We start from the raw sequence: 24,496 nt of genomic DNA, 5'->3' as shown, positions 1-24,496 counted from the left end.
TGACAGAGGAGGAAGATATGGATGAGTCAATCCCGAAAACGGCCGGCCGCTCGCCGCGATCGCCAAGACGGCGGCTTTCTGACTTTCCGACGATGCCGGTTTCATCGCCGGCCAAAACATCCGCGTAGACGGCGGCATTGGTCGCTGCGTAAGGCAAACGGGAGATAATATACATGCGCACCGAACTCTATATCGATGGTCGCTGGGTCAAACCGGCACAGGGCAGGACCTTCGCCGTTATCAACCCGGCGACCGAGGAGGTTATCCATCATGCGCCAGCGGCAACGGCCGAAGACGTCGATGCTGCGGTCAAGGCCGCTCGCAGAGCCTTTGACAAGGACGGCTGGCCCAAGCTGAGCGGCAGCCAGCGTGCCGTCTATCTCCGTGCCATTGCGAACGGCATCCGCGCCCGTCAGGCGGAAATTGCCCGCCTTGAGGTGATCGACAACGGCAAGCCGTTCCCGGAGGCAGATTGGGATATCGCCGATGCCGCCGGCTGTTTCGACTTCTACGCGGACCTTGCCGTACAGCTCGACAACAATCCGGAAGAGCCGATCGCACTTGCCGACGGCCGCTTTACCTCTAAAGCCGTGAAGGAACCGCTCGGCGTCGCCGGCGCCATCATTCCCTGGAATTACCCGCTGCTGATGGCAGCCTGGAAAGTCGCTCCTGCGCTGGCGGCCGGCTGCACAATTGTTCTCAAACCGGCCGAATTGACCTCGCTCACCGCCCTTGAGCTCGGCGCCATAGCCGAAGAAGCGAAGCTTCCTCCCGGCGTGCTGAACATCGTGACGGGGGCAGGCTCCGTCGCTGGACAGGCGATCATCGATCATCCGGGCATCGATAAGCTGGCGTTCACCGGCTCTGGCCCGGTTGGTTCGAAAATCATGGCGGCCGCAGCCCGCGACATCAAGCGCGTCAGCCTCGAACTCGGCGGCAAGTCGCCCTTTGTCGTCTTCGATGATGCGGATATCGGCGAGGCTGTCGAATGGATCATGTTCGGTATCTTCTGGAACCAGGGACAGGTCTGCTCCGCCACGTCACGCGTCCTCGTCCAGGAAGGAATTTACGACCGCCTGTTGGCGCGTCTTGTCGAGGAGGCGGGGAAAATCAAGATCGGTAACGGTCTCGACGAGGGCGTGCTGCTCGGACCGCTGGTCTCGAAGCGTCAATACGAGCAGGTCGTCGCGGCGATCGAGGCTGGTAGGTCCGCCGGTGCGACGGTCGCATGCGGCGGGAAGCCGCCAGAAGGCGTCGACAAGGGCTACTATCTGGAGCCCACGATCCTGACGGATGTTCCCCTGGACAGTGACGCCTGGCGTGAGGAGATCTTTGGTCCGGTCGTCTGCGTCAGGCCGTTCTCGACCGAAGAGGAAGCGATCGCGCTTGCAAACGACTCCCGCTTCGGATTGGCTGCTGCGGTGATGTCCAAGGATGATGTTCGCGCCGAGCGCGTCGCCGCAGCATTCAGGGCGGGCATCGTCTGGATCAACTGCTCGCAGCCGACCTTCACCGAGGCACCATGGGGCGGCTACAAGGAGTCGGGCATCGGCCGTGAACTTGGCCGTTGGGGTCTCGAGAACTATCTCGAGACGAAGCAAATCACCAAATATGTCAGCGAGGATCCCTGGGGTTGGTACGTTAAACCGGTGGTGCGGGCATGATTGGCTGGGATCGGGCACTCGACCTGCTTCTGGTTCATTGCCAGGGTGAGATCGGCAAGGTGATCGTCGGCGGCGCACCTGAAATCCCGGGCGCGACCATGCTCGACAAGATGAACCATATCAACAGTGTCGACGACACACTCCGCCGATTCGTCACCCTCGAGCCGCGGGCGAGCGTTGCGATGTCCGTCAATCTCCTGCTCGCGCCGACCAGACCGGACGCGGACGCCGGCTTCATTGTTCTGCAGGCCGATCGCGCCCATCCGATGTCCGGCAGCAACTGCATCTGCGTCGTGACTGCGCTCCTCGAAAGCGGTCGTGTTCCAATGCGCGAACCGGAAACTGTTGTGCGGCTCGACACGCCGGCCGGGTTGATCGTTGCGCGTGCCGTTTGTCGAGACGGTCGCTGCCTGTCGGTCAGTCTCGACAACGTGCCGAGTTTCGCCGAGGCGCTCGACCAGGAAGTCGATACGCCGCGCTGGGGGCGCATCAAGGTCGATATTGCGTTCGGCGGCGTCTACTATGCGATCGTCGATGTCGATCAGATCGGGATCGATATCGCGCCGGCCAATGCGCGCTATCTGGCCGAGGCGGGGATCGACCTGAAGTCGCTCATGAGCGAACAGGTGAGCGTGAAGCATCCGGAGCTGAGCGGTGTCGACGAAATCGCCTATGTGATGTTCCGCGGGCAGGAATCGGATGGCGCGGTGCGTACCTGCACGACGTTGAAACCCGGCCGCGTTGACCGATCTCCCTGTGGGACAGGAAGCTCCGCAAACCTCGCGACATTGTTCGCGCGCGGACAGATTGCGGTTGGGGATCGACGGACGTCGCGTTCGATCATCGGCGGTGAGTTCATCGCGGAGGCGACCGGCACGACCGAGGTGGGTGGGCGTCCTGCAGTGCTGCCGAGGATCACAGGACTGGGCTGGATCTACGGCCGCGAGCAGCTCCGCATTTCGCAGGAGGATCTGTTCAGAAACGGGTTTGCCCTGTCCGATAGCTGGGGACCGCAGGTCGATATGCTGGGCTGAAGGGGGGAACGATGAAGTCTCTATCAGGTCACAACGTGCTCGTTACCGGCGCGTCGGGCGGCATTGGCGCTGCCATCGTCGAGCGCCTGGCGGAAGAAGGCGCGCGTCCGATCATCCACTACGGTCGTGACAGGGCGGCGGCATCGGCGCTTCTGGCGCGCCTTCCGGAGGAGGGATTGATCGTTCAGGCGGATCTCTCGACGGCAGGCGGCGCCTTCGAGCTCTGGCGGGAGGCCGAAAGCGCCGTCGGGGTTATACATGCACTCGTCAACAATGCCGGCATCCGCACCGAGATTTCGATCGACGCCGAAGCGGGTGCCTGGCGAGGCGCCTGGCAGAAGGAGTTCCAGGTGAATTTCTTTGCCGCGACCGATCTCTGCAAGGAGGCACTTAGGCACTTCAAGGCGCATGGCGGTGGGCGGATCGTCAACATTGCAAGCCGCGCTGGTCAGCGCGGCTATGCGGCCGACGCCATGCCTTATGGCGCGACCAAGGCGGCGCTCGTCAACCTGACGAAGTCGATCGCGCGCAGTTTCGGCGCAGACGGCGTCGTTGCCGTGGCGATCGCGCCAGGCTGGGTTCAGACCGAAATGGCCGACGAGTTCATCGCGAAATTCGGCAAGCAGGCGGCCGTCGCCGATATTCCGATCAGCGAGATGGCACAGCCCTCAGAGATCGCCGAACTCGTCGCCTTCGTGCTGCGTCCCTCGCAGCGTTCGCTGAACGGAGCGACGCTCGATGTGAACGGTGGCAGCTACATCCGATAGTCGAAATCGAGGAGCAGATCATGAAAAGGTTCGAAGGCAAGGTTGCGATCGTCACCGGCGGTGGCGGCGGCATAGGCTCGGCGATCTCCCGACGTCTGGCGCAAGAAGGGGCTCTCGTCGTCGTATCCGACATGAATGGCGAGGCTGCTGGCGTGGTCGCGGCAGACATCGAGGCGGTTGGCGGCGTGGCGGTCGCGTTTGCGGCCGATATTTCGCAGAAGGACGCTTGCTTCCGGCTGGTAGAAAACGCGGTCGCGCTCAAGGGGAGGGTGGATGTTCTTATCAACAATGCCGGCATCAATCGGCGCGGCAACCTTCTCTCGCTGACGGATGACGACTGGCACGTCAGCTTCACCGTCAATCTCGACTCCATGTTCCATCTTTGCCGGGCCGTGATACCGCACATGATCGCGGCTGGAGGCGGCGCGATCGTCAACACGGCATCGCAATGGGGACTCTACCCGGCGCCGAACCACATCGCCTACAATACCACCAAGGCCGCCGTAGCCGCCTTCACCCAGAATCTGGCGCGCGATTACGCTCCCGACAAGATCCGCGTGAACGCAGTTTGCCCGGGGGAGATCCACACGCCGATGCTGGAGGCTGGCGTCAAGAGGTCGGGTCGAACAATCGCCGATCTCGACAAACTCGTGCCCTTCGGCCGCATCGGCAAGCCGGAAGAAGTCGCAGCGCTCGTCGCCTTCCTCGCATCCGACGAAGCCGCATTCATGTGTGGTTCCCTGGTCGAAATTACCGGTGCTCAAGCCGTAGCGTAGTCCGGCCCTCTGGCCCTGAACAGGCTATCGCCGCGCTGTGCCGGTTGAAATCGGTCTGTCCGGCTGACCATCGGCGTCCGCCAGCTGCGGACGATCACAGAGAGCAATCTCATTCTCTTGCAGGTTTGCGGACGTTCTATGAGAAGTGCCAACCTCATTCAATCAAGCGGTTCCTGGAAAAGATAATCAGGCCGGCAATTTGGACGCCGCCCAGCCGCTGTCCGGAATTGCTTCCTCATTAGACATTGTGCAGCCAGGCGGCAGTCGTCGTTTCCTTGTCAGGCGGGTTCAGCCGCATCTAGTGACGCGTAGTCGATATAACCCTTCTCTCCCGCTGAGAAGAACGTCTCCCTGTCGGGTGCATTGAGTGTCGCACCATTACGGAGACGGGCCGGCAGGTCCGGATTGGCGAGAAATGCACTGCCAAACACCGCCGCGTCGGCCTGCCCCTTTTTCAGCGCCGCCTCGGCCTTGGCACGGTCAAGCCCGCCGCCCATCAGGTACGCACCGTTGAAGCGAGGCTTGAGCAGCGCGTGGTAGTCGAACGGCGTTCCAAAGAGTGCGACATGCAGATAGGCGAGATTGAACGCATTCAGTTGCTCGACGAGGTGCCAGTAGGTCGCCTGCGGATTGACGTCGCTGATGTCATTGTAGTTCATCTCGGGCGATATCTTGATACCGACGCGATCACCGCCGGCCTCTTTCACCATCGCTGTCAATACTTCCAGGATGAAACGGGCGCGGTTCTCGATCGGGCCGCCATACTGATCCTCGCGCTTGTTGCTGCCCGAAGAGAGGAACTGTTCCGGCAGATATCCCGATGCGGCATGTAACTCGACGCCATCGAAGCCAGCCTCAAGCGCCCGGCGGGTAGCCGCGCGGTATCCGGCGACAACATCGGCGATTTCGGCGACGCTCAGTTCATGGGGTGTGACGAATTCCTGCTGGCCGCTGGCCGTCCATGTCTGACCCGCTGGCTTGATTGCAGACGGTGCGACCGGCTGCGCGTTCGCAGGAAGCAAAGATGGGTGCGAGATACGTCCGCAATGCATGAGCTGCATGAAGATGCGAGCGCCACGAGCATGAACGGCGTCCGTCACGCGCTTCCAGGCGTCCACCTGGGCGTCGGTCTCAATGCCTGGCGTGCGCACATGGCCCTTGCCAGTGGCAGTTGGGTATACGCCTTCGCTGATGATAAGCCCGGCACCTGCCCGCTGGCTGTAATAGGTCGCCACGATATCGGTGGGCACGCCGTCGTCGTCATTGGCTCGGGAGCGCGTCATCGGAGCCATGACGAGGCGATTGGGAAGTTCGTAGCGGCCGATATGAACGGGCGTGAAGATTTGGCTCATGTTCGGGAATGTCCTTCTTGATTATCTCCCGCAATAAATGGTTGCTGCACCGATCAGGATAAATAGGCTAGTATGGAAATGATTGATCCATTGATGGAGCAATGATGCAACTTCTGAATGACATGGCTCTGTTTGTCGAGGTCGTGAAGGCGCGCAGCTTCCGTAAAGCGGCCGAAGCGATCAACGTGCCCAATTCCACCCTATCCCGCCGGATCAGCTTGCTGGAGAGGGCGATCGGACTGCGGCTTTTGCACCGCACGACGCGACGAATCGAGCTGACGGAAGCTGGTCAGATCTACTTCGAGCGCTGCAAGCGCATCGTTGACGAAGCACGGCTGGCGCATGAGCAACTCGGCGAGATGCTGGAGCAGCCAAGCGGCCTTCTGCGGGTATCCCTGCCTGTGGATTTTGCAAATACGTATTTGGCCCCGCTGATCGCCGAATTCGCACAGCGATACGCTGGCATCAGTTTCGAGTTCGATCTGACACCGCGCAGGGTCGATCTGGTGGCGGAGCCATTTGATGTGGCAATTCGTATGGGAGAGCCAGAGCCGTCCCACATGATCGCGCGACTGCTGGCTCGTCTGTCGCCGCGCCTCTACGCGTCACCACGCTATCTCGAACTCAACGGGGAACCAAGCGAGCCTTCAGGCTTGTCCGATCATCAATGCCTGTGCATGTTGAAGACCAAGGTTTGGACGCTGAGCAACGGGACAGAAACGGTAGAGGCCGCCATTGGCGGCAGGTTCCGGCTTAACAGCGTAGGGATGATCCGCCGCCTCGCCACCCTGAACATGGGCATCGTCATCCTGCCGGAAGAGATCGTGTCCGATGAACTGGCGGACAAACGGCTGCAACGCATTCTGCCGCAGTGGCAGGGTGCACCCACGCCAGTCTTTGCGATTACCGAGACACGGTTGCTGCCCGCGAAGACGCAGCGGTTTATCGAGTTTCTGCGAGAGCGATTGAGATAGCCCTTTCCCGCTCGGCATGCCATCTGAGGCAGAGGAGCGGGCGAGGATTTGCCTGCCAGCTGCGCGCCTGACCGCCGTCCGCTGCGATTGGTCTGGCCGGTCGCAAAAGGCTGAATCCGCCGAGTGGAGGAATGAGACGACGCCGACGATGTCCGGGCGCGCGGACCGTAGATTTCAAGGTCGTGTAACATGATGATTGCGACGGGGCCTCGGCCCGACCCGTCCTTGGAGATTGAGGATGTTCCCGAGTCAATTTCCGCTTTGGGTGGGAGCGGTCGTTGCTTCAATGGCCACCATCTGCCCTTGTAGATTGACCTCCATTTTTGGCTGGGTGCTGGACACCATCTACACCCTTGCCATCAAGCATCGAATGCGCGAGTTCTCGCATGGCGACGGCGGCGACGATCATGACGATGGGCAGAGGCTGCGCCGCTGGCAGTGGCTGGGCCTAGATTGCGTCCGTGCGTAGGCTGCGTTGCTTGAGCCGGTTTGCGCATCTGAGAATTGGTTTCCGGTGTTGTCGGGCGAAATGAGAAACTGACCCCCTAACGAAGCGAAGAACTGACCCCTCGTGTCAAAACGAGGAGAGATGGATGACGAGTGAGATTTCATTGCATCCTGCATTGTCGCGAACGATGCAGGGCGGGGATATGCTTCAGGCTGATGAGGTGGTGGCAATGTTGCGACTACATGCGCTTGGTTGGGGTGCCAAGCGGCTGTCCAAGGAATTTGGATGTGCGCGCAACACGGTTCGCCGATATTTGCGGGAAGGCGGCGTCTCGCCTTTCAAGAAACCTGTTCGGCGCAGTTCGTTTGACGGGCTGGACGATTGGCTGCGAGAACGTTTTTTCCGTCATGACGGCAATGCGGATGTAATCCGCCAGGAATTGGCGAGCGAGCACGGAATTGTCATCGGCCTGCGTTCTGTAGAGCTTCGAGTTCGGCAGTGGCGACGGGAGTTGAAGGCACAGAAGCGTGCGACAGTTCGTTTCGAAACTCCGCCAGGTCGCCAGTTGCAAATCGACTTTGGCCAGACGCGCGTATGGATCGGCGGTGAGCGGCTTCGGGTGTACGTGTTTGTCGCAACGTTGGGTTACTCGAGACGCATCCATATCCGAGCCTCGTTGCGAGAGGGGCAAACCGACTGGTTCGAAGGAATGGAAGGTGCGTTCCTTCGATTTGGCGGCGTTCCCAATGAGGTGTTGCTGGATAATGCGAAGCCGCTGGTCGAACACCACGATGCGGTCAGCCGGGAGGTGCGGTTCAATGCGCGATTGCATGCCTTTGCGCGTTACTGGGGCTTCACCCCACGAGCTTGCGCACCATATCGCGCCCGTACGAAGGGCAAGGACGAGCGCGGAGTCGGCTACGTCAAGAAGAACGCGATCGCCGGTCGCCGGTTCGAGAGCTGGGCGTCGTTCGAGGCGCATCTGGCCCGGTGGATACGCGAGGTTGCCGACCAGCGTGAACACGGCACGACCGGCGTAGCGCCGACGGAACGCTTTGCTGCGGAGGCTGACGCGCTTCGTCCGCTGGCTGGCCGCGCACCGTTCGGACAATTGCGCGACCTCGTGCGCAAAGTTCAGGCCGACTGCGCGATAGACCTCGACACGAACAGCTATTCGTTACCTTGGCGCCTAATCGGCGAGAGCGTTCAAGTCGTTGTGCTGGCAGGCCGTGTGATCATCCGTCACGCGGGCCAGGTAGTGGCCGATCATGCTCTCTGCCAGGGACGGCGACAACGGATCGTGGACCGGTCCCATTTTGTTGGTGTGGCTGGTAGCGAAGGTCTGGTGCGCACAGCTCCAATTGAGATAGCGCCAGCCGCCCTGCTGCGGCCGCTTGCCGAATACGAGGCAGTTGTTGGAGGAGGCTGGTGATGACGAACGTGGATCATGACCTACTCATCGCAACACTCGATCGACTGAAGCTGACGGCGATCCGCGATCAGCTCGACACTCTGCTTGACGAGGCGGCTCGCTCGAAGATGAACTTGCGCGAAGCTCTGGCATTCCTAGTATCGCGAGAGATCGCCCGGCGCGATGAGCGGCGCATCTCCATGTCGAGCAAGCTGGCGCAGTTCCCGTTCGTGCGCGAACTCGACGGCTTTGACTTCGAGGCGCAGCCATCGCTGGATCAGGGGCAAATCAGGGAACTGGCGACCTGCCGCTGGATAGCTCACGGCGATACGGTGCTATTCCTTGGACCGCCTGGTACGGGGAAAACCCATCTTGCTGTCAGCCTTGGTCGCGAGGCGATCCGCCAGAATTACAACGTGCAGTTCGTCACGGCCGCGACGCTGGTTGCGATGCTGGCCAAAGCCCACATCGACGGCGCGCTCGACAAGCAGCTGGCGATCCTGTCACGGCCGAAATTGCTGATCATCGACGAGTTGGGCTATCTTCCGTTCGAAGCCAACGCCGCCCACCTGTTCTTCCAATTGGTCTCTCGGCGCTATGAGAAGGGATCAATCCTGATCACCTCCAACCGCTCTGTGGGAGAATGGGGAAGCGTCTTTGGTGACCCCGTAGTCGCCACGGCGATACTGGACCGCCTGCTTCATCATTCGACGGTGATCACCATCCGAGGCGACAGCTATCGGCTTCGCGAAAAGCGCCGCTCCGGCCTTCTGCAGAAGGCCGGAGCGGCGCTAGAAACAAACGAAACGACCAATCAATGAAGGGGGGGGCAAATCTTCGTTTCGCCCAAGGGGTCAATTCCTCGCTTCGCTTGACAGGTGTCTTGGTTTTCGTCCAAAAACGCCCTGCTGAATGCTGTTGACGACGAATGCGTTCCAGATTGGAGCCGCCCCGACTTGGCGACCATCGATCGTCTTCGGCGCCATCGTGGCGCTGGGCGGTACCCCTTGTTGGGGGCGAGCTTCTGCCTACATGCTGTCACATGGGACGTCCCACGATCGGACGGGACGCGCGACGTCCACCTTCCGCCTCAGACGGGGCAGGCAATAGCAACCAAAGGAGAGACCGATGCAAGAGCCCCTTGTCGTCCGCCGCGAGACGCAGATCCCGGCGCCACCCGCCGCGGTGTTCGCGCTTCTGACCGATCCAGACAAGATTCTGCGCTGGATGGGAACGGACGCGCAAATCGAGCCTCAGCCTGGGGGGCTTTATCTCGTCAACGTCACCGGTGCACGCTTCGCTCGCGGATCCTTTCGCGAGGTCGTGCCGGTACACCGCCTGGCCTACAGCTTTGGCTGGGACGGCAGCGAGGTCGTGCCGCCGGGGTCGAGCCTTGTCGAGATCGATTTGATCGAGCAGCCGGACGGAACGTTGCTGCGCCTGACCCACACCGGCTTGCCCAGTGCCGCGCAATGTGCCAGCCATGCTGAAGGCTGGGCTCACTACCTCGGCCGGCTGGCCGAGGTCGCAGCCGGGCGCGACGCGGGTCCGGACCCGTGGCACGGCAGGGTGTAAGTCCTTTCCGCTCACGAAATCGTCGCCCGTGAGCCGATTGCACGTTCAGGCAACGCAGGCTCGCAGGCATTTCGAAAGCGGCCTCGCTCTGAATATCACCTCTGCTAACCCCGCCCTCGAGGACCTCCTGTCCTGTCGCGGGAAGTCTACACGCGGAAACATGAGAAGCAGAAGCGCCATCGCTCCGGCGCCGCCGATGACAGCCTGCAATCGCCGTGGCATGATCGAGGCATGGACCTGCCCGCCCCCCTCGTCTGGCTGGTTGACGAGGCCTGCGCCTCGCCCAGCCCCGCATCGTTCCTGGCCGAGCTCGGTGGCCGGCTGCTAGCCGACGGCCTGCCGCTGTCCGGTGGAGCCCTGACGCTCGCCGTACCGCATCCGATTATCGCCCGCCGCACTTGGTTATGGCGGGAGGAGACCGGGGAGGTGATTGAGGCGCTGGGCTTCGCCAGCGGTCCGCCCAGCCAAGCCGGGCACGACTGGCTCGTGGGGCTCGGCCCGGTGCGGCAGGACACGGTCGGCTCGGCGCCGGACAGTCCGGTGCTGGCCTGGGCCGGGGCTCGGCCATTCTCCCCCGCCGAGGCCGACCGGCTGCGCCAGGCCGCGCGCTTCACCGCAGCGCCGTTAGCCGCCCTGGCCGCGCGTGCGGCGCTGTCAGCGCTGCTCGAGGCCTATCTTGGCCGGCGCAGTGCGGCCCGGGTGCAGGCCGGCGCGCTCGGCCGCGGCACGGGAGAGACCATCCGTGCCGCGCTGCTCTGTGCCGATCTGCGCGACTTCACCGCCCTGTCCGAGGCGACGGACCCGGCGGTGATGATCGCTGCCCTCGACGCTTGGTTCGAGCGCGTCACCGGGGCGGTGCACGCTTTCGGGGGTGAGGTGCTGAAGTTCATCGGCGACGGCGTGCTGGCCATTTTCCCGGTCACCGGCGCGCCTGACGAGGCCTGCGAGGCGGGGCTGCGCGCGGTCGCCGCCGCCCGCGCCGGCATGGCCCATCTCGATGCGGTGCGGCAGGCGCAGGGGCTGCCGGCGCTACCCTTTGGTGCGGCACTGCATTTCGGCGAGATGCTGTGGGGCAATATCGGCGCGGCCGACCGGTTGGACTTTACCGCCATCGGTCCCGCGGTCAACCTGGTCAGCCGGCTCGAAGGGTTATGCAAGCCGCTTGGTCGTAGCGTGCTCATCTCGGGCGCGGTGGCGGCGAAGACGACGACGGTTTTGATCCCTTTGGGAGAGCACTTATTGCGCGGTATCGCTGATCCCTGCGCGGTCTTCGCGCTGCCGGGGGACTGAGTCCGCGGAAGTCGGAACGTCTGTGCAGACAATCCGTTTTGGCAGGCTGCTCTGACCGCCTGGGATGCCATGCGATACGCTTTAAAAACCGAAGGCAGCGCCGAAAGCTGCTCGGCGGCCGGGGCGACACGCCTTAGCTAACGCCTCATTTCAGCGCCTCCACAAAGCGGATGATGTGGGCTTCCATGCGGTCGTCCCAAAGATCATTATGACCAGAGTCGTCGTCAATCAGCATCTGCTTGGGCTCGGGAGCGGCGTGATATAACGCCTCGCCCGAAGACAGCGGGACGCTGCTGTCACGCCGACCGTGAATAAACAGCTTCGGTTGCCTCACGTCTGCTATCTTCAGATCCGAGCGGAATGGATCCTTGATGAGAAGCGCGATCGGAAAATATGGGTAACGCGTCTCAGCGATGGATAGGACCGAGAGGTAGGCAGACACAAGGATGACGCCGGAAGCCGGCCTTTGCGCAGCCGTATTCACGGCGACGCCGCTTCCCAGCGACTGACCCATCACAACGATCCCACTTTCAGAGTGCAACAAAAGCCAGTCGAATGCAGCAATGCCGTCGGTCAATAGACCGTCCTCGCTCGGTGTGCCGGTTGATCCCGGATAACCGCGATAGGAGAGCGCGAGTAGGCCAATGCCCCGTGCGGCGAGCGCCCGGGCGAAAAACCCATAGCTGCCGACCCGGTCAGCGTTTCCAAGAAAGAACAATACCGACGGCTTGCCGGCCGCGGCCGGACTATAAAGTCCATGAAGCGTCTCTCCATCGGGCGTCGTGATATGCACGTTCTGCCCCCAGTTCGCGTGCTCGGGGGCCGGTGCTGCGCTGGCGCCGGGATAGAGGAGGGCGCGCTGCGACAGATAGGTAAAGCCGACAAGCGACACGTAGGCGAAAGCCGCGGCCAGGGGCATGATCAGCAGGAGTCTTGTGGCACTCACGACAACATCTCCACCCGCTGGTTCGTTGATATCAAGAACCTCAAACCGAACCGGTCGTTCGACGCCGAAATCAAACGGGTCCACCGCCGACCGAACCGTAGCCAACGATACAGTGACCGTCCCTGGTCGCGCCAGCGGGACAAAAGGAGGTGGCGGCAGGCGGCGTAAATCGGAGCCGTTGCCACCATCGGTGCGTTTCGGGGCTTGCCGCAGATTGGCGAACGCGCTTTGCCCCTGCTTTGTCTTCGCTGCTCGCCGTTCCCGGATGTGACATCGTTGCAGGACATGCACTCAATTGGTCGAGGCCAGCGGTTCACTCTTCGTTCCGATCCAAGTCTGCAGCACGGTCCAAAGGATGGCCAGCGTCGTTGCGCCGATAAACATGCCGGTAAAGCCCCAGGCTGCCAGCCCGCCGATCACTCCGACGAACAGCACCAGCAGCGGTAACTGGCCGCTGCGCGCGATCAGCATCGGCTTGACGAAAGTGTCTGTTCCCATGAGCAGGACAACGCCCCATACGACGGTGAAAATCGTCCACCCCGTCTGCCCCTGGGAACCAAGCCAGATTGCCACCGGCACCCAGACCAGAAGTGGTCCGATTTGAATAACGGCCAGGAAAAACGTCACTGCGGCCAAGACAATCGCACCCGGAACGCCGGCGAGTGCGAAGCCGATCCAAGCCAGCACCCCTTCGAGCAAAGCCGTTCCGATCACCCCTATCGCAACACCCTTGATGGCCTTCGCCGCGGCATCCAGCACTACAGGTCCTCTCGGGCCGATTATGCGTACGGTAATGGCGGATACGAAACCGACCACCCGGATGCGCGAGGCATGGATCATCGCGGCTACGATTATGCCCACGAATATTTCAAGGACGGCCAGCATAAGACCTGCGCTGAAACTGAGAAGCCAGCGTCCCACGGTGGCGAGCTGGGGTTGGTATCGTTGCAACAACGCCAGTCCGTCGCGCTGAAGCTCCTGCCATACCGGCGTCACCTTCTTTCCGAGCAGCGGGAGACTTGAAATCCACTCGGGCAGATTGGGGATGCCGCGACTGCTGGCCTCCCTCAGCCATGCCTCGGCGACATCGACATGGCTGACAACGGAGGAGCAGAGATAGATCAGCGGCACGATCGTGATGGCCGCAGCGATAGCGCCGAAGCTGAACGCAGCCAGGCGCCTTCCGCCCAGGAGAACAACCATTCGATCGAACAGCCCCGCCGTCGCCGTGGCGAGAATAACGGCATAGGTCAGGACGCCGACAAAAGGCAGCAATACCCAGAAGGTTGCGGCTAACAGCGCAGAAACAAGCAACAATGCCAGCGCTGTCTCGATGACCTGCTGTTGCCCGCCATTCTGACTGCTCATTTCTTGCATGACAGCACCTCTTGGCCTGGATCAGAAGTTGAACGATCCTCCAGGCAGTGACCGCTGAAAGCGGAGATGTCCCTGACGGAAAGTCCGTGCCTCACGAGCGAGCGATGTTTTGACGCGGAGCATTCCGCGAGAACCACAGTATCTCGGAGACCTTGAATAGAAATGCCGTGGTCCAGCCGAACAGCAGGATCCCGTTCACACCCTCGATGGCACTGGCAAGCCGCCATTCGCCGGACAGCGTGACGTCGCCATAACCGATCGTCGCGAAGGTAATCGCCGAGAAATATGTGGCTTCCTCAAAGCTCTGCAATTCGCCTGCCAGCCGATAGGCCGCCGCCCACAGCATGATCTCGATCATGTGAGCCATCACGAAGCCGACGACAAAAAAGCAACTGACACCCAACCGGGTGTACGCTCGCAGCTTCTGCGGGTTCGTAACGGGTTCTCGCGCTATACGAAACAGAAGCATGACCGCCGTGCCGTGAATAACGATGGTGGCCAGCAGTACGCCAGTTGCCGTGATGATCTGTAACAACATCTTTCCGTCCTCGAGGAGCCAGCAACAAACGCAGTGTCATAAGTCGTGCGCTCACGCGCTGCGACGGTAGTCCATTCCCGGGGGCCATCGCTGGCATTCACCTGGGGTCCGCTCCGGCTCCTTGCAGTCCAGGTAAGTCAGGCTTTGTCGAGAATGCCGCCACCGCCTCCTCCAGCTCATCGAAAATCATGGCGGGACCGATTTTGGCAAGAACGCCAGAGCGTTCCAATATCTCAAGCGGCTCGCTATGAAGTTCAACAATTGCGAATTTCATGCCTCGCTCCTGCGCCAATGCCCGTATCTCATCGAGCATGGCGGCCGCGGTGCTGTCGATCTGCGCGGACGCCCCTGCGTCGAAGATGAACCCTTTGGTATCCGGTCCCAGCTTTGCAAAGATGTCTTCAATCCGACTCTTGACGTAATCAGCATTGAAGAACAGCAGACTGCCCTGGAGCAGGTAGATCACGACGCCGGGAACTGGCTCGGCTTGTTTATGCCGATGAAGCTTGTAGAAGCCGTCGCGCCCTGGAATCCGACCCAGCAATGCGTCGCGCGGCTTCATTCCTTGCATGACGAGATAGAGCAATGTCGCAACGACCGCGACGATGACTCCCTTCAAGACGCCGAGACCGAGCGCGCCCGCAATGCTGATCAGGGCAAAGAAGAACTCGATCCGGCTGATCCGCCATACCTCTTGCAGGGTTCTCAGATCGATGAGGCCAATCGCTGCCGATGCGAGTACGGCCCCTAGTGCTGGCGCGGGTAGGAGAGCGAGCGCATCGGTAAGGAACAGGACAGTAAGCGCCAAGGCGGCGGCGGAGAAAACAGCCGCCAATTGCGTCCTTCCACCCATCAGATCGTTGATTGCAGTGCGGGAATCCGACGCGGTCACAGCGAAGCCGCCGAACAATCCCGAGGCAAGGTTGGCTGCCCCAAATCCGAGGAGTTCACGATTTGCATCGACGGGATATTTGTTTTTAGCGCCAAAACTGCGCGCAGTCACAATGCCAGCGCCGAAGCTCATGATCAGTACGGCTGCGGCGCCCAGGATGAGGTCATCGATGGAGACACCTTGCGGGATCGGTATTGATGGCGATGGTAGCTGAGAAGGGACGACGCCTACAACGCGAATTCCCAAAGCCGGAAAATCAAAAACGAATGACAGGACGGTCGCGAGCACCACGATAACAAGCGGTGCTGGAATAGCCGGACGCCATGCGGTTAGCAGCCGGAGCAGAACAAATAGCCCGATGCCAAGTCCAAGGGAGGGCCAGTGGATCAGTTCCGACTTTGAAGCGATTTCGAAAAGTGGCCCGAACAGCCCGTCGCTCTCGATCTTCACGCCTGTCAGTCGGCCGATCTGGCCAACGAGGATCGACAGCGAGATACCGGTCATAAAGCCGGTCAGGATCGGACGCGAGAGGAGGTTGGCGATGAAGCCAAGCCGAAGGAAGCTTCCCAGAAAGCAAAAGAGGCCGACGATTGCGGCGATGGCCGCAGAAGCCACGACATTTTCGCCAGTCGACGACAGGCCGAAAGAAACGAGGACTGCGGCCAGCACGGTGACCGTGCCTGCGTCCGGACCCACGATGAGTTGCCGCGAGGAGCCGAGCAGAGCATAGCCCAGAACCGACATGATGCTCGCATATATGCCGACTTCCGGCGGCAAGCCAGCAAGCGCAGGGTAGGCAATCGCACTTGGCAAGCCAACCGCGGCGATGGCCAGCCCGGATGTCAGATCCTGCCGAAGCCACTCCGCCCGATAATCTCTTAGGCTGGATATGAGAGGAAGGGTCGGCATGGCGTCGAACATCTCCAAAGTTGAAGGAGCGGTACATTCTGCAACAGCACCGGCCACGCCACGAACGCGGAATCAGTGTTCGACGTTCGCGGTAACAATCCCGAGATTAACAAGGCCGGTAACGAAAAGCTGGACGGCGACCGCGGTCAAAAGGATGCCGAAGACGACCTCCGAAATGACAAGGCTGGCCGGCTTCATGCGCTTTGCCAACGCATCGATATTGGTAAACACCAGATAGTCGAAGGCGGCGACGAGCAGGACCAGGCCGACAACGAGCCCGGCGCTGGCGATCGAAACGACTTCGTCAGATGCGATGATGAGCACCGTAATGCCGACGGGATTGAGCATATAGGGAACAGCAAGGGGAAAGACCGCGATTTTTGCCGGGTCGACCGGCATTCCGAGGTCGTCATGGTGTTTTTCGGTCGGCCCAGCCGCCATTTTGAGCGCAAGCAGGGCAAGCACAATGCCGCCGGCAATCGCCACCGCGCCGCCGGTGATATGCAACAGCCGCATCAGCAAAGCGCCGGTCGCAAAAATGATCAGAGCCGTGACAACCGCCGTCAAGACCATCTGGCGGCCTATCGCCGCCTTTGTCTTCGCATCGAAGGCCTGGGTCATTTCCAGGAACGGCACGAGTGCAATTTTCGGTCCCATGCCGACGAGCAGGAGCAGGAGAAGCTTTGCCACCAGACCAACATCGATGACTGTGAAATCCATAGGAAGCTTCCCCCTGCAGCCGTCCCGAGCAACATTTCCGGATGCGACTGTCTGCCGATTGACCTTGCATCACTTGCAATACACGCATGGCCCGATCAAAGAGCTTTGGGTTTGCTCCATCCGAGGAACATCCCGACATCGCCCGGCATTCCGTGTGGCCATTCGACAATCGAGGCCGTCAGGCGGTAGCCGGCAGGCTTCAGTCGGTCTCGCCACGCTTCGTAGGCTTGCCGCGGAACACCCGTCAGGGTGTCGGGCCATTCGGGCTCGTTGTTGTTGATCGCACGGCCGAGGTCGGTGCAAAGTTCAACTGGGAACTGAAGGACCTTTAGTTCGCTTTTCCCTTCGGCGGCAGCCGCCTTTACGCGGGTAAGAAGGCTGGCCCTCATCTCGTCGGTGACAACGATCGGTTTGGACATTTTGTCCATCACCATCTTTCGCGCATCCTCGGCGGTGCGCATGTCCTTGAAAGCGGTCGATGCACGTGCCGTGTCGATCTTGTCGGCGTAATCGCGCAGTTCTTCGGCCGTCATGATCAGAGCGTCCGCGCGGGCGGGCTCACCTTCGTTTTTCGGATTGGTCATTGCACCCCCCTAGGTCGCGACGTCTCCACCAACTGCCAAAAGACCCTGGGCTGGCAATGCGCCGAAACACTAGCCTTGGTTGAATTTCACCTGGGCCGTATGGATTTTACCGCCAATGATGATAGCATAAATTAGCTTCAAGGAAAGAATATCCAGTCAGCCGCCGGCCCTTGGTCCAATGCGTGAGGAGGGACAAATGAAACTCGACGTGGACTATGACGAGAAGCGCAAAATACGAGTGGGGACAAGTGGCCGGGTAAAATTTCGAATCCGGGATATTGTGGTGGAGCCGGGAAAGCCCGTCTCCCTCAAGAAGGACTTCGACCCGGACTTTACTGGCGGTTTTGACGATAAGGCCGGGGCGCTTCAACAGGTTGCCTCGAACGTCCAGCGATTGTCGGACATGCAGGAAATGCTGTATGCGCAGGACACCTACGCGTTGCTTATCATTTTTCAAGCGATGGATGCCGCCGGAAAGGACGGGGCGATACGGCACGTCATGTCGGGGGTCAATCCTCAAGGGTGCCAGGTGACAAGCTTTAAGTCGCCGTCAGCCGAAGATCTGGATCACGGCTACCTGTGGCGAGCTTCCAAGGCGCTCCCGGGGCGTGGCATGATCGGCATATTCAACCGCTCCTACTACGAGGAAGTTCTGGTGGTTAGGGTGCATCCCGAATTCCTTGCGAAGCAGAAGCTTCCTGAGAAAACCCTTAAAGGGGATATCTGGGGAAATCGCTTCAAGGAGATCAACAACTTTGAAAGATATCTACGCCAGAACGGCACGATCGTTCTGAAGTTCTTTCTCAACATTTCCAAAGACGAGCAAAAAAAACGGTTCCTCTCGCGGATCGACGAGCCCGACAAGAACTGGAAGTTCTCTGCGGCTGACTACGAGGAGCGAACGTTCTGGGACGACTATCAAAAAGCGTTCGAGGATATGCTTGAGAATACAAGTACGGATTGGGCTCCGTGGTTTGTCATTCCGGCAGACAACAAATGGTTTGCCCGCCTTGCTATATCCGAGGTGGTGTCTGCAGCCCTCGAGGGCCTTGATCTGAGAATGCCGGTCGTCGACGACAAGCAGAAGAAACGCTTGATGGACATCCGGGGCCAGCTTTCGACGGAATTGGACTGACTGCCCCACCATTCAATAGCGAAGCAGGTACTGCCGCAGGCTGTGAAGCAGTTCTCGGAGAAGATACTCATGCATAAGCCAACGATTTCAACAACAAGCGTACTATCCCTGATCATGTTGCTTTCAAGTCATGTCATGTCTGCGCGTGCTGGCGAGCCGACATTCGCCGAACTTCAAGCTATGTGCCGAAACGACAAGGATCCGCGTCAGCAGGGATATTGCGCGGGTTTTGTCGAGGCGATCGCCTTGCGTATTGTTCGAGAGGACAAGGGTTGCGTCTTTCTCCAGGAGTACGTCGATCACGCAAACGCTGACCTCGCACTTCCCGATTTGATTGGCGATCTGAACCCGGCGGACTATTCCCAGAGGGCCTTCGAAGCGGTGGAAAAGTTCTTCTATAGCAAGGGATGCTCATAGGTGGTCCACTACCAAGCGGGACTGGATAGCCCCTCGATCAACGTGATGAGATCTATCGCTGGCTCCGTTTCGACGCGTTTCAGACGGCCGTCGTGGTGTTGCCTGAACCAAATGCAAATCCTTGCGCCGGCCCTCAGCGGCTGGTCTGCCGCAGGATCAGGTCCGGCCGGATCGTCACCCGTCCCGGTTCGTCCGTGAGCCGTCCGTCGAGAACGTCGAGAATGAGTTGCGCCGTCTTTGCCCCGATCTCAGCCGCGAACGCATTGATCGTCGTCAGGCTCGGAACGCAGATGGCGCCGATCTCGTAGTCGCCGAAGCCGCCGATGGCGATTGCCTCGGGCACCGCAATCTCGCGCCGCTGGCATTCGGTCAGCGCGCCGAAGGCGGAGAGATCGGAGACGCAGATGACCGCTTCGGTGCCCGGGAAATGTTCGAGCAGCCGCCCCATGGCCTTCGCGCCTTCGCGCATCGAAATCGGCGGTGGCCCGGCGGCGATCAGGCGGTCTGCGTCCAGTCCATGATCCTTCATCGCCGCGATGAAACCGGCCCGGCGATCGGTGCCACGCGTGTCGCGGTCTGCGTCACCGCCGATGAAGGCGATCTTTCGGTAACCGACGGCGACGAAGTGATCGACCATCTCGCGCACCGCGCGCGCATTGGAAAAACCGACGACGTGGCCGATCGGCTCTTCAGGAAGATCCCAGGCTTCGACGACGGGAATGCCGGCGTTCGACAGGAGTTTGCGGGCGCGGGGCGTGTGCGTGCCGCCGGTCACCACGATTGCTTCCGGCTTGCGCCGCAAGAACTGCTCGATCAGCCGCTCCTCTTCGCGGACGTCGTAATTGGTATAGCCCAGGAGGATCTGTAGACCCCGTTGCGACAGGCCATCGGAGAGTGACCGCACCGTGTCGGCGAAGTTGGCGTTGTTGATCGAGGGGATCGTCACCGCCACGAAGTCGGTTCGCTGAGACCGCAGGTTGGAAGCCGTGCTGTCAAAGACGTAGCCGAGTTCCTCGCTGGCGCGCAGCACGGTTTCGCGCGTCTTCTGGCTGACGGAGGCGTCCCGCTTGAAAGCGCGGGAGACCGTCATCGGTGACACGCCGGCCTTGCGGGCGACATCCGCCATCGTCGGGGGTTTGCGGATCGTGTGCATTTGCATCCATGTTATCGTTATCAGCGAATATACAGCCAGTCTGGCCGATGATTGCAAGCACGTTGTTGCGGGGGGGCAAGTCGCCAAGGCTGCCCGCCCCCGAGTTGACGCTCAGAGCGGGAATTCGTTGGCCTGGGTGACGTGATGGTGAATCCGGCCGTCTAAACAGCGGGCAAGGACCTCTTCCGTTGGCGCCTTCGCCGCCGCGCGGGCGGGGCTCGCCAGCGCCGCCTCGACCGTGGCGAGGTCGGGATAGAGCGTGATCATTGTACGATATCCTTGTTGGGTCCCTTAAAAAATTCCATCAACGCGGCCTGATCCTCACCGCCGAGGCCGGCGGCGGTCAGCATGCGATGCACTTCGGCGCAGATCGCCGTCAGCGGCATGGCAGTGTTGGTGCGTCGGGCGAGATCCTGCGCGCCGTTCAGATCCTTAACCATGTTGTCGATCCTGCCGGTGCGCCGGTAGTCCTTGGCAACGAAGCGCGGCATGTATTCCTGCAGGATGGCGCTGTCCGCCCGCCCGCCTTTCAGCGCCTGCGGGATCTTCGCCGCGTCGACGCCGGCGTCGAGCGCCAATTGCGTCGCCTCCGCCACGGCGAGGAAGTTCAGCCCGCAGAGAACCTGGTTGATCAGCTTGGTCGTCTGGCCGGCGCCGGAAGGGCCCATATGCGTGTAGTTCGAGGCGACATGCTGCAGCACTTGATGCGCGTCGGCGACATCCTGTTCCTTGCCGCCGGCCATGAGCGTGAGCTCTCCGACCAACGCCTTGGGGGCGCCGCCCGACAGGGGGCTGTCGACCCAGCGCAGGCCTATTTCCTCGGCCTCGGAAGCCAGCGCCTTGGTCGCTTCCGGATCGATCGACGACATGTCTATGATGAGCGTACCGGGCCTGGCGCCCTCGGCGACGCCATCTCCGGCAAAGACGGCGAGCCGCACGATTTTCGCCGAGTTGAGGCTAAGGATGACATAGTCCGAGCGGGCTGCTGCCTCGGCGGCGGTTAGGGCCGGCCGGGCGCCCTTGTCCACAAGCTCGCGCACCTTGTCCTTGTCCAGATCGAAGACCGTGAGTTCGTTCCCGGTCTCGACGAGCCGGGCTCCGATGGCGCCGCCCATCGCCCCGGCGCCGATCAATGCAACCTTGTTCGTCATCTTTCCATTCCTCCCAATTGCGCAACGATCGCATCGACGATCGCGGCGAGCGGCCGATCGATATCCACGCTGATTGCGTTCTCATCCGTTTCCGCTGGTTCCAGCGCCGCGAACTGGCTCGCGAGCAGGCCCGCCGGCATGAAATGGCCTTGTCTGGTGCTCATCCGCGCTTTGATCACGTCGGGCGTGCCAGCAAGGTGGATGAAGGTCACCGGCGCTTCGGTCGTTTGCGTGATATGGGCGCGGTAGGCTCGTTTGAGTGCCGAGCAGCCGATGATCCGCCGCCCTTCGCCGTCCGCCAGGGCCTGTCCCACAAGCGTCAGCCACGGCCAGCGGTCGTCGTCGTTCAACGCCACGCCGCGGCTCATCTTCTCGATATTGGCCGGCGGATGAAGATCATCGCCATCGATATATGTCGCCCCCAACCTGGTCGCGAGCGCGGCGCCGACCGAGGATTTGCCGCATCCGGCAACGCCCATCAGCACCATTCGCCGCGGGACCTCAGAGGGAGGCCGTGATGCCGCCGTCAACATAGAGTACATGTCCGTTCACGAAAGAGGATGCGTCAGAGGCGAGGAACACGCAGGCGCCAACCAGTTCCTCGACTTTCCCCCAGCGGCCGGCCGGGGTGCGTTTTTCCAGCCAGGCGGAAAAGGTGGGATCGGCAACCAGTGCGGCGTTCAGCGGCGTGTCGAAATAGCCGGGGGCGATGGCATTGCATTGCAGCCCGTATTTTGCCCAGTCGGTCGCCATTCCCTTGGTCAGATTGCCGACGGCGCCCTTGGTGGCAGTATAGGGCGCGATGCCGGGACGGGCCAGCGCCGTCTGCACGCTGGCGATGTTGATGATCTTGCCGGCGCCACGCTCGATCATGTGGCGCGCGACCGCCTGCCCGACGTTGAAGACGCTGGAAACATTGGTGCGCAACAGCCGTTCGAACGCATCCACCGGAAAATCCTCTAGCGGGGCTCGGTGCTGCATGCCCGCATTGTTCACAAGAATATCGATCGCGCCGATCTTCGCTTCAAAGCCGTCGATCGCCGCGCGGGACGCCTCGTGATCGGTGGCGTCGAAGGCCAATTGATGCGTGTCGCTGCCGAAGCGTCTCGCGGCTTCCGCCAGCTTTTCGGTGTTGCGACCATTGAGCACGATCTCTGCGCCGGCATCGGCAAGGCCGCGTGCAAGGGCAAAGCCGATGCCCTGTGACGACCCAGTGATGAGCGCCCGACGACCTGTCAAATCAAACAAGTCTCGCCCCATCGTTTCCTCCACTTTCTCTCTCGACATTTCTCACGGTAATTCTTATGTTATCGATAACATTAATTGTCAAGCGACGGAGACACCAAAATGAACAAGCCTCAGATCCTCCAGGTCGGACCCTATCCGGAGTGGGACGAAGAGCCGCTGAACGTAGCCTTTTCGGTTCATCGCTATTTCGAGGCCGATGACAAGGCAAGCTTTCTTGCCGCCGTCGGTCCGAATGTCCGAGCGATCGCTACCCGCGGCGAGCTTGGCGCGAACCGGGCGATGATCGAGGCCTGCCCTGCGCTCGAGCTCATCTCCGTCTACGGCGTCGGCTTCGATGCTGTCGATCTCGCGGCCTGCCGGGAGCGCGGCATCCGCGTCACGAACACGCCGGACGTGTTGACGAACGACGTGGCGGACCTCGGCGTGGCGATGATGCTGTGCCTGTCGCGCGGCATGATCGGCGCGGAGAGCTGGGTCAAGGACGGAAGCTGGGCGACCAAGGGGCTCTATCCGCTGAAGCGCCGCGTCTGGGGCAGGCGCGCCGGGGTGCTCGGCCTCGGTCGGATCGGATATGAAGTGGCCAAGCGCCTTCAGGGCTTCGACATGCAGATCGCCTATTCCGACGTGGCGCCAAAGGATTTCGCCCCGAACTGGGAGTTCGTCGCCGATCCCGTTGCGCTCGCCGCACGGTCGGATTTCCTCTTCGTCACGCTCGCCGCTTCCGCCGCGACCCGCCACATCGTCGGCCGCGAAGTGATCGGGGCTCTTGGCGGGGAGGGGATGTTGATCAACATCTCTCGCGCTTCCAATATCGATGAGGAGGCCCTGCTGACCGCGCTCGAAAGCGGTGTGCTCGGCTGTGCCGCCCTTGACGTGTTCGAAGGCGAGCCGAAACTCAATCCGCGTTTTCTCGCTCTGGACAACGTGCTTTTGCAGCCGCACCACGCCTCGGGAACCATCGAGACGCGCAAGGCCATGGGACAGCTCGTGCGTGACAATCTCACCGCGCATTTTTCCGGTCGGCCCCTGCCGACGCCGGTTCTTTGAGGAGGCAGCGATGAAAGCCATCGTCGTTCACGGCCCGAAAGATTTACGCATCGAGGAGCGTCCGGTCGAAGCGCCGGGCCTCGGAGAAGTGCGCCTGCGCCTCGCGGCCGGCGGAGTCTGCGGCAGCGATCTCCACTATTACAATCACGGCGGCTTCGGTGCAGTGCGGCTGCGCGAGCCGATGATCCTCGGACACGAGGTTTCCGCGCACGTGGAAGCCCTGGGGCCGGGCGTGGAAGGATTGGAGGTTGGGCAGCTCGTTGCCGTTTCGCCCTCCCGTCCGTGCCGGACCTGCCGCTACTGCCAGGAGGGACTACACAACCAGTGCCTCAATATGCGGTTCTACGGCAGTGCCATGCCCTTTCCGCACATTCAGGGCGCCTTTCGCGAAGTTCTCGTCGCGGCAGCAATCCAATGCGTGCCGGCCGATGGCCTGACGCCGGGCGAGGCGGCAATGGCCGAGCCGCTGGCCGTCACCCTCCACGCGACCCGCCGGGCAGGAGAAATGCTGGGCAAGCGAGTTCTGGTGACGGGCTGCGGGCCGATCGGCGTTCTGGCAATCCTCGCCGCTCGCCGCGCTGGTGCAGCCGAGATCGTCGCGACGGACCTCTCAGATTTCACTCTGTCGCTGGCCCGCAAGGTCGGTGCCGACCGGACGATCAACATGGGCAGCGAACCCGACGCGCTGACCCCTTATGCGGCCGGCAAGGGCACGTTCGATGTGCTCTACGAATGCTCCGGCGCCGCTCCGGCGCTGGCGGCAGGCATCGCAGCGTTGCGGCCGCGGGCAGTGATCGTCCAGCTGGGTCTTGGCGGAGACATGGCAGTCCCCATGATGGCAATCACGGCCAAGGAATTGGATCTTCGCGGATCCTTCCGCTTCCATGAGGAGTTCGCGACCGGAGTTGGGCTCATGCAGAAGGGTCTAATCGACGTGAAGCCGCTGATCACCCACACGCTTCCCCTGTCGGAAGCCGTCGCTGCGTTTGAACTGGCGAGCGACAGGAGTCGGGCGATGAAGACGCAGATTGCCTTCGCCTGAGTTTTAAAGCTGAATCCTTCAGCTAGAGATGATGGGCGGCGCGATG

Annotated in this window: 26 protein-coding genes; 14 read left to right on the top strand and 12 right to left on the bottom strand. The window is 61.3% G+C overall.

What is annotated here, in order from left to right:
- Nucleotides 1–173 precede the first annotated feature (173 nt).
- From WI754_RS29800 to WI754_RS29785, 4 genes are read left to right on the top strand one after another with little or no spacing between them, the layout of a single operon-like run.
- Nucleotides 174–1,664: an aldehyde dehydrogenase family protein gene (locus WI754_RS29800; protein WP_341486286.1), complete on the top strand. Its 1,491-nt coding sequence runs from the start codon at nucleotides 174–176 to the stop codon at nucleotides 1,662–1,664.
- A complete protein-coding gene (locus WI754_RS29795; protein WP_341486604.1) occupies nucleotides 1,664–2,698 on the top strand; it encodes a proline racemase family protein in 1,035 nt (344 codons plus the stop codon). The genes WI754_RS29800 and WI754_RS29795 overlap by 1 nt, the downstream gene beginning before the upstream one ends.
- An 11-nt stretch (nucleotides 2,699–2,709) precedes the next feature.
- Nucleotides 2,710–3,465, top strand: coding sequence for an SDR family oxidoreductase (locus WI754_RS29790; RefSeq protein WP_341486285.1), 756 nt, complete (start codon nucleotides 2,710–2,712; stop codon nucleotides 3,463–3,465).
- 20 nt (nucleotides 3,466–3,485) lie between these two features.
- Nucleotides 3,486–4,241 carry an SDR family NAD(P)-dependent oxidoreductase gene (locus WI754_RS29785; RefSeq protein WP_341486284.1) on the top strand — a complete coding sequence of 252 codons (756 nt, stop codon included), beginning with the start codon at nucleotides 3,486–3,488 and terminating at the stop codon, nucleotides 4,239–4,241.
- A gap of 278 nt (nucleotides 4,242–4,519) precedes the next feature.
- On the opposite strand, the gene WI754_RS29780 is transcribed toward WI754_RS29785, so the two are convergent.
- Nucleotides 4,520–5,593, bottom strand: coding sequence for an alkene reductase (locus WI754_RS29780; protein WP_341486283.1), 1,074 nt, complete (start codon nucleotides 5,591–5,593; stop codon nucleotides 4,520–4,522).
- Between the two features lie 104 nt (nucleotides 5,594–5,697).
- On the opposite strand from WI754_RS29780, the gene WI754_RS29775 reads away from it, so the two are divergent.
- The 6 genes from WI754_RS29775 to WI754_RS29750 all read left to right on the top strand — a co-directional run bounded on the left by WI754_RS29775 (nucleotide 5,698) and on the right by WI754_RS29750 (nucleotide 11,291).
- Nucleotides 5,698–6,567 carry a LysR family transcriptional regulator gene (locus tag WI754_RS29775; RefSeq protein ID WP_341486603.1) on the top strand — a complete coding sequence of 290 codons (870 nt, stop codon included), beginning with the start codon at nucleotides 5,698–5,700 and terminating at the stop codon, nucleotides 6,565–6,567.
- A gap of 238 nt (nucleotides 6,568–6,805) precedes the next feature.
- Complete coding sequence (locus WI754_RS29770) at nucleotides 6,806–7,036, top strand: hypothetical protein (protein ID WP_341486282.1); 231 nt, start codon at nucleotides 6,806–6,808, stop codon at nucleotides 7,034–7,036.
- Nucleotides 7,037–7,160: 124 nt separating this feature from the next.
- Nucleotides 7,161–8,447: an IS21 family transposase gene (istA, locus tag WI754_RS29765; RefSeq protein ID WP_341486281.1), complete on the top strand. Its 1,287-nt coding sequence runs from the start codon at nucleotides 7,161–7,163 to the stop codon at nucleotides 8,445–8,447.
- On the top strand, nucleotides 8,447–9,247 hold the full coding sequence (gene istB, locus WI754_RS29760) for an IS21-like element ISSme2 family helper ATPase IstB (protein WP_341486280.1): 801 nt from the start codon (nucleotides 8,447–8,449) through the stop codon (nucleotides 9,245–9,247). Before istA ends, istB begins: the two co-directional genes overlap by 1 nt.
- Before the next feature lie 307 nt (nucleotides 9,248–9,554).
- Complete coding sequence (locus WI754_RS29755) at nucleotides 9,555–10,001, top strand: SRPBCC family protein (protein ID WP_341486279.1); 447 nt, start codon at nucleotides 9,555–9,557, stop codon at nucleotides 9,999–10,001.
- Nucleotides 10,002–10,232: 231 nt separating this feature from the next.
- On the top strand, nucleotides 10,233–11,291 hold the full coding sequence (locus WI754_RS29750; RefSeq protein WP_341486278.1) for an adenylate/guanylate cyclase domain-containing protein: 1,059 nt from the start codon (nucleotides 10,233–10,235) through the stop codon (nucleotides 11,289–11,291).
- 145 nt (nucleotides 11,292–11,436) lie between these two features.
- Here WI754_RS29750 and WI754_RS29745 read toward each other — a convergent pair whose 3' ends face one another.
- From WI754_RS29745 to WI754_RS29720, 6 genes are all read right to left on the bottom strand, one after another.
- Nucleotides 11,437–12,237, bottom strand: a complete 801-nt coding sequence (locus WI754_RS29745; RefSeq protein WP_341486277.1) for an alpha/beta hydrolase — start codon at nucleotides 12,235–12,237, stop codon at nucleotides 11,437–11,439.
- Nucleotides 12,238–12,528: 291 nt separating this feature from the next.
- Complete coding sequence (locus tag WI754_RS29740; protein WP_341486276.1) at nucleotides 12,529–13,614, bottom strand: AI-2E family transporter; 1,086 nt, start codon at nucleotides 13,612–13,614, stop codon at nucleotides 12,529–12,531.
- A gap of 91 nt (nucleotides 13,615–13,705) precedes the next feature.
- Complete coding sequence (locus tag WI754_RS29735) at nucleotides 13,706–14,152, bottom strand: potassium channel family protein (RefSeq protein WP_341486275.1); 447 nt, start codon at nucleotides 14,150–14,152, stop codon at nucleotides 13,706–13,708.
- Nucleotides 14,153–14,249: 97 nt separating this feature from the next.
- A complete protein-coding gene (locus tag WI754_RS29730; RefSeq protein WP_349438088.1) occupies nucleotides 14,250–15,965 on the bottom strand; it encodes a SulP family inorganic anion transporter in 1,716 nt (571 codons plus the stop codon).
- Nucleotides 15,966–16,025: 60 nt separating this feature from the next.
- Nucleotides 16,026–16,673: a MarC family protein gene (locus tag WI754_RS29725; RefSeq protein ID WP_341486273.1), complete on the bottom strand. Its 648-nt coding sequence runs from the start codon at nucleotides 16,671–16,673 to the stop codon at nucleotides 16,026–16,028.
- 95 nt (nucleotides 16,674–16,768) lie between these two features.
- Entirely contained in the window at nucleotides 16,769–17,257 is a 489-nt protein-coding gene (locus WI754_RS29720; RefSeq protein WP_341486272.1) for a hypothetical protein, read from the bottom strand.
- Nucleotides 17,258–17,453: 196 nt separating this feature from the next.
- Between WI754_RS29720 and WI754_RS29715 the strand changes: the two genes are divergently transcribed.
- Nucleotides 17,454–18,392: a polyphosphate kinase 2 family protein gene (locus tag WI754_RS29715; protein WP_341486271.1), complete on the top strand. Its 939-nt coding sequence runs from the start codon at nucleotides 17,454–17,456 to the stop codon at nucleotides 18,390–18,392.
- A 69-nt stretch (nucleotides 18,393–18,461) separates the two neighbouring features.
- On the top strand, nucleotides 18,462–18,809 hold the full coding sequence (locus tag WI754_RS29710) for a hypothetical protein (RefSeq protein ID WP_349438075.1): 348 nt from the start codon (nucleotides 18,462–18,464) through the stop codon (nucleotides 18,807–18,809).
- 133 nt (nucleotides 18,810–18,942) lie between these two features.
- On the opposite strand, the gene WI754_RS29705 is transcribed toward WI754_RS29710, so the two are convergent.
- The 5 genes from WI754_RS29705 to WI754_RS29685 form a co-directional block, all read right to left on the bottom strand.
- Nucleotides 18,943–19,962 carry a LacI family DNA-binding transcriptional regulator gene (locus WI754_RS29705; protein ID WP_341486602.1) on the bottom strand — a complete coding sequence of 340 codons (1,020 nt, stop codon included), beginning with the start codon at nucleotides 19,960–19,962 and terminating at the stop codon, nucleotides 18,943–18,945.
- A gap of 111 nt (nucleotides 19,963–20,073) precedes the next feature.
- Nucleotides 20,074–20,229: a hypothetical protein gene (locus WI754_RS29700; RefSeq protein WP_341486630.1), complete on the bottom strand. Its 156-nt coding sequence runs from the start codon at nucleotides 20,227–20,229 to the stop codon at nucleotides 20,074–20,076.
- Nucleotides 20,226–21,113, bottom strand: coding sequence for an NAD(P)-dependent oxidoreductase (locus WI754_RS29695; protein WP_341486269.1), 888 nt, complete (start codon nucleotides 21,111–21,113; stop codon nucleotides 20,226–20,228). The genes WI754_RS29700 and WI754_RS29695 overlap by 4 nt, the downstream gene beginning before the upstream one ends.
- Nucleotides 21,110–21,601, bottom strand: a complete 492-nt coding sequence (locus WI754_RS29690) for a gluconokinase (RefSeq protein ID WP_341486268.1) — start codon at nucleotides 21,599–21,601, stop codon at nucleotides 21,110–21,112. The genes WI754_RS29695 and WI754_RS29690 overlap by 4 nt, the downstream gene beginning before the upstream one ends.
- Before the next feature lie 13 nt (nucleotides 21,602–21,614).
- The gene (locus WI754_RS29685) at nucleotides 21,615–22,373 is read right to left on the bottom strand and encodes an SDR family oxidoreductase (RefSeq protein WP_341486601.1); all 759 of its coding nucleotides are present in this window, start codon (nucleotides 22,371–22,373) and stop codon (nucleotides 21,615–21,617) included.
- An 87-nt stretch (nucleotides 22,374–22,460) separates the two neighbouring features.
- On the opposite strand from WI754_RS29685, the gene WI754_RS29680 reads away from it, so the two are divergent.
- Both WI754_RS29680 and WI754_RS29675 read left to right on the top strand, forming a co-directional pair.
- Nucleotides 22,461–23,408 (top strand): 2-hydroxyacid dehydrogenase, encoded by a 948-nt coding sequence (locus WI754_RS29680; RefSeq protein WP_341486267.1) that lies wholly within the window; start codon nucleotides 22,461–22,463, stop codon nucleotides 23,406–23,408.
- A gap of 10 nt (nucleotides 23,409–23,418) precedes the next feature.
- Nucleotides 23,419–24,450 carry an L-idonate 5-dehydrogenase gene (locus WI754_RS29675; RefSeq protein ID WP_341486266.1) on the top strand — a complete coding sequence of 344 codons (1,032 nt, stop codon included), beginning with the start codon at nucleotides 23,419–23,421 and terminating at the stop codon, nucleotides 24,448–24,450.
- The last annotated feature ends 46 nt before the right edge of the window (nucleotides 24,451–24,496 follow it).

This window comes from Pararhizobium sp. A13 (assembly GCF_040126305.1).
Taxonomy (GTDB): Bacteria; Pseudomonadota; Alphaproteobacteria; order Rhizobiales; family Rhizobiaceae; genus Pararhizobium.
This window is presented reverse-complemented; position numbering and strand designations above follow the sequence as displayed.

Excerpts from the sequence above, each read along its gene's own strand:
- WI754_RS29800 (WP_341486286.1), top strand. The coding sequence starts at position 174 with ATGCGCACCGAACTCTATATCGATGGTCGCTGGGTCAAACCGGCACAG.
- WI754_RS29755 (WP_341486279.1), top strand. The coding sequence starts at position 9,555 with ATGCAAGAGCCCCTTGTCGTCCGCCGCGAGACGCAGATCCCGGCGCCA.
- WI754_RS29750 (WP_341486278.1), top strand. The coding sequence starts at position 10,233 with ATGGACCTGCCCGCCCCCCTCGTCTGGCTGGTTGACGAGGCCTGCGCC.
- WI754_RS29675 (WP_341486266.1), top strand. The coding sequence starts at position 23,419 with ATGAAAGCCATCGTCGTTCACGGCCCGAAAGATTTACGCATCGAGGAG.
- WI754_RS29785 (WP_341486284.1), top strand. The coding sequence starts at position 3,486 with ATGAAAAGGTTCGAAGGCAAGGTTGCGATCGTCACCGGCGGTGGCGGC.
- WI754_RS29740 (WP_341486276.1), bottom strand. The coding sequence starts at position 13,614 with ATGCAAGAAATGAGCAGTCAGAATGGCGGGCAACAGCAGGTCATCGAG.
- WI754_RS29735 (WP_341486275.1), bottom strand. The coding sequence starts at position 14,152 with ATGTTGTTACAGATCATCACGGCAACTGGCGTACTGCTGGCCACCATC.
- WI754_RS29695 (WP_341486269.1), bottom strand. The coding sequence starts at position 21,113 with ATGACGAACAAGGTTGCATTGATCGGCGCCGGGGCGATGGGCGGCGCC.
- WI754_RS29700 (WP_341486630.1), bottom strand. The coding sequence starts at position 20,229 with ATGATCACGCTCTATCCCGACCTCGCCACGGTCGAGGCGGCGCTGGCG.
- WI754_RS29715 (WP_341486271.1), top strand. The coding sequence starts at position 17,454 with ATGAAACTCGACGTGGACTATGACGAGAAGCGCAAAATACGAGTGGGG.
- WI754_RS29680 (WP_341486267.1), top strand. The coding sequence starts at position 22,461 with ATGAACAAGCCTCAGATCCTCCAGGTCGGACCCTATCCGGAGTGGGAC.
- WI754_RS29720 (WP_341486272.1), bottom strand. The coding sequence starts at position 17,257 with ATGACCAATCCGAAAAACGAAGGTGAGCCCGCCCGCGCGGACGCTCTG.
- WI754_RS29770 (WP_341486282.1), top strand. The coding sequence starts at position 6,806 with ATGTTCCCGAGTCAATTTCCGCTTTGGGTGGGAGCGGTCGTTGCTTCA.
- WI754_RS29705 (WP_341486602.1), bottom strand. The coding sequence starts at position 19,962 with ATGCACACGATCCGCAAACCCCCGACGATGGCGGATGTCGCCCGCAAG.
- WI754_RS29775 (WP_341486603.1), top strand. The coding sequence starts at position 5,698 with ATGCAACTTCTGAATGACATGGCTCTGTTTGTCGAGGTCGTGAAGGCG.
- WI754_RS29790 (WP_341486285.1), top strand. The coding sequence starts at position 2,710 with ATGAAGTCTCTATCAGGTCACAACGTGCTCGTTACCGGCGCGTCGGGC.
- istA (WP_341486281.1), top strand. The coding sequence starts at position 7,161 with ATGACGAGTGAGATTTCATTGCATCCTGCATTGTCGCGAACGATGCAG.
- WI754_RS29730 (WP_349438088.1), bottom strand. The coding sequence starts at position 15,965 with ATGTTCGACGCCATGCCGACCCTTCCTCTCATATCCAGCCTAAGAGAT.
- WI754_RS29725 (WP_341486273.1), bottom strand. The coding sequence starts at position 16,673 with ATGGATTTCACAGTCATCGATGTTGGTCTGGTGGCAAAGCTTCTCCTG.
- WI754_RS29685 (WP_341486601.1), bottom strand. The coding sequence starts at position 22,373 with ATGGGGCGAGACTTGTTTGATTTGACAGGTCGTCGGGCGCTCATCACT.
- WI754_RS29690 (WP_341486268.1), bottom strand. The coding sequence starts at position 21,601 with ATGGTGCTGATGGGCGTTGCCGGATGCGGCAAATCCTCGGTCGGCGCC.
- WI754_RS29710 (WP_349438075.1), top strand. The coding sequence starts at position 18,462 with ATGCATAAGCCAACGATTTCAACAACAAGCGTACTATCCCTGATCATG.
- istB (WP_341486280.1), top strand. The coding sequence starts at position 8,447 with ATGACGAACGTGGATCATGACCTACTCATCGCAACACTCGATCGACTG.
- WI754_RS29780 (WP_341486283.1), bottom strand. The coding sequence starts at position 5,593 with ATGAGCCAAATCTTCACGCCCGTTCATATCGGCCGCTACGAACTTCCC.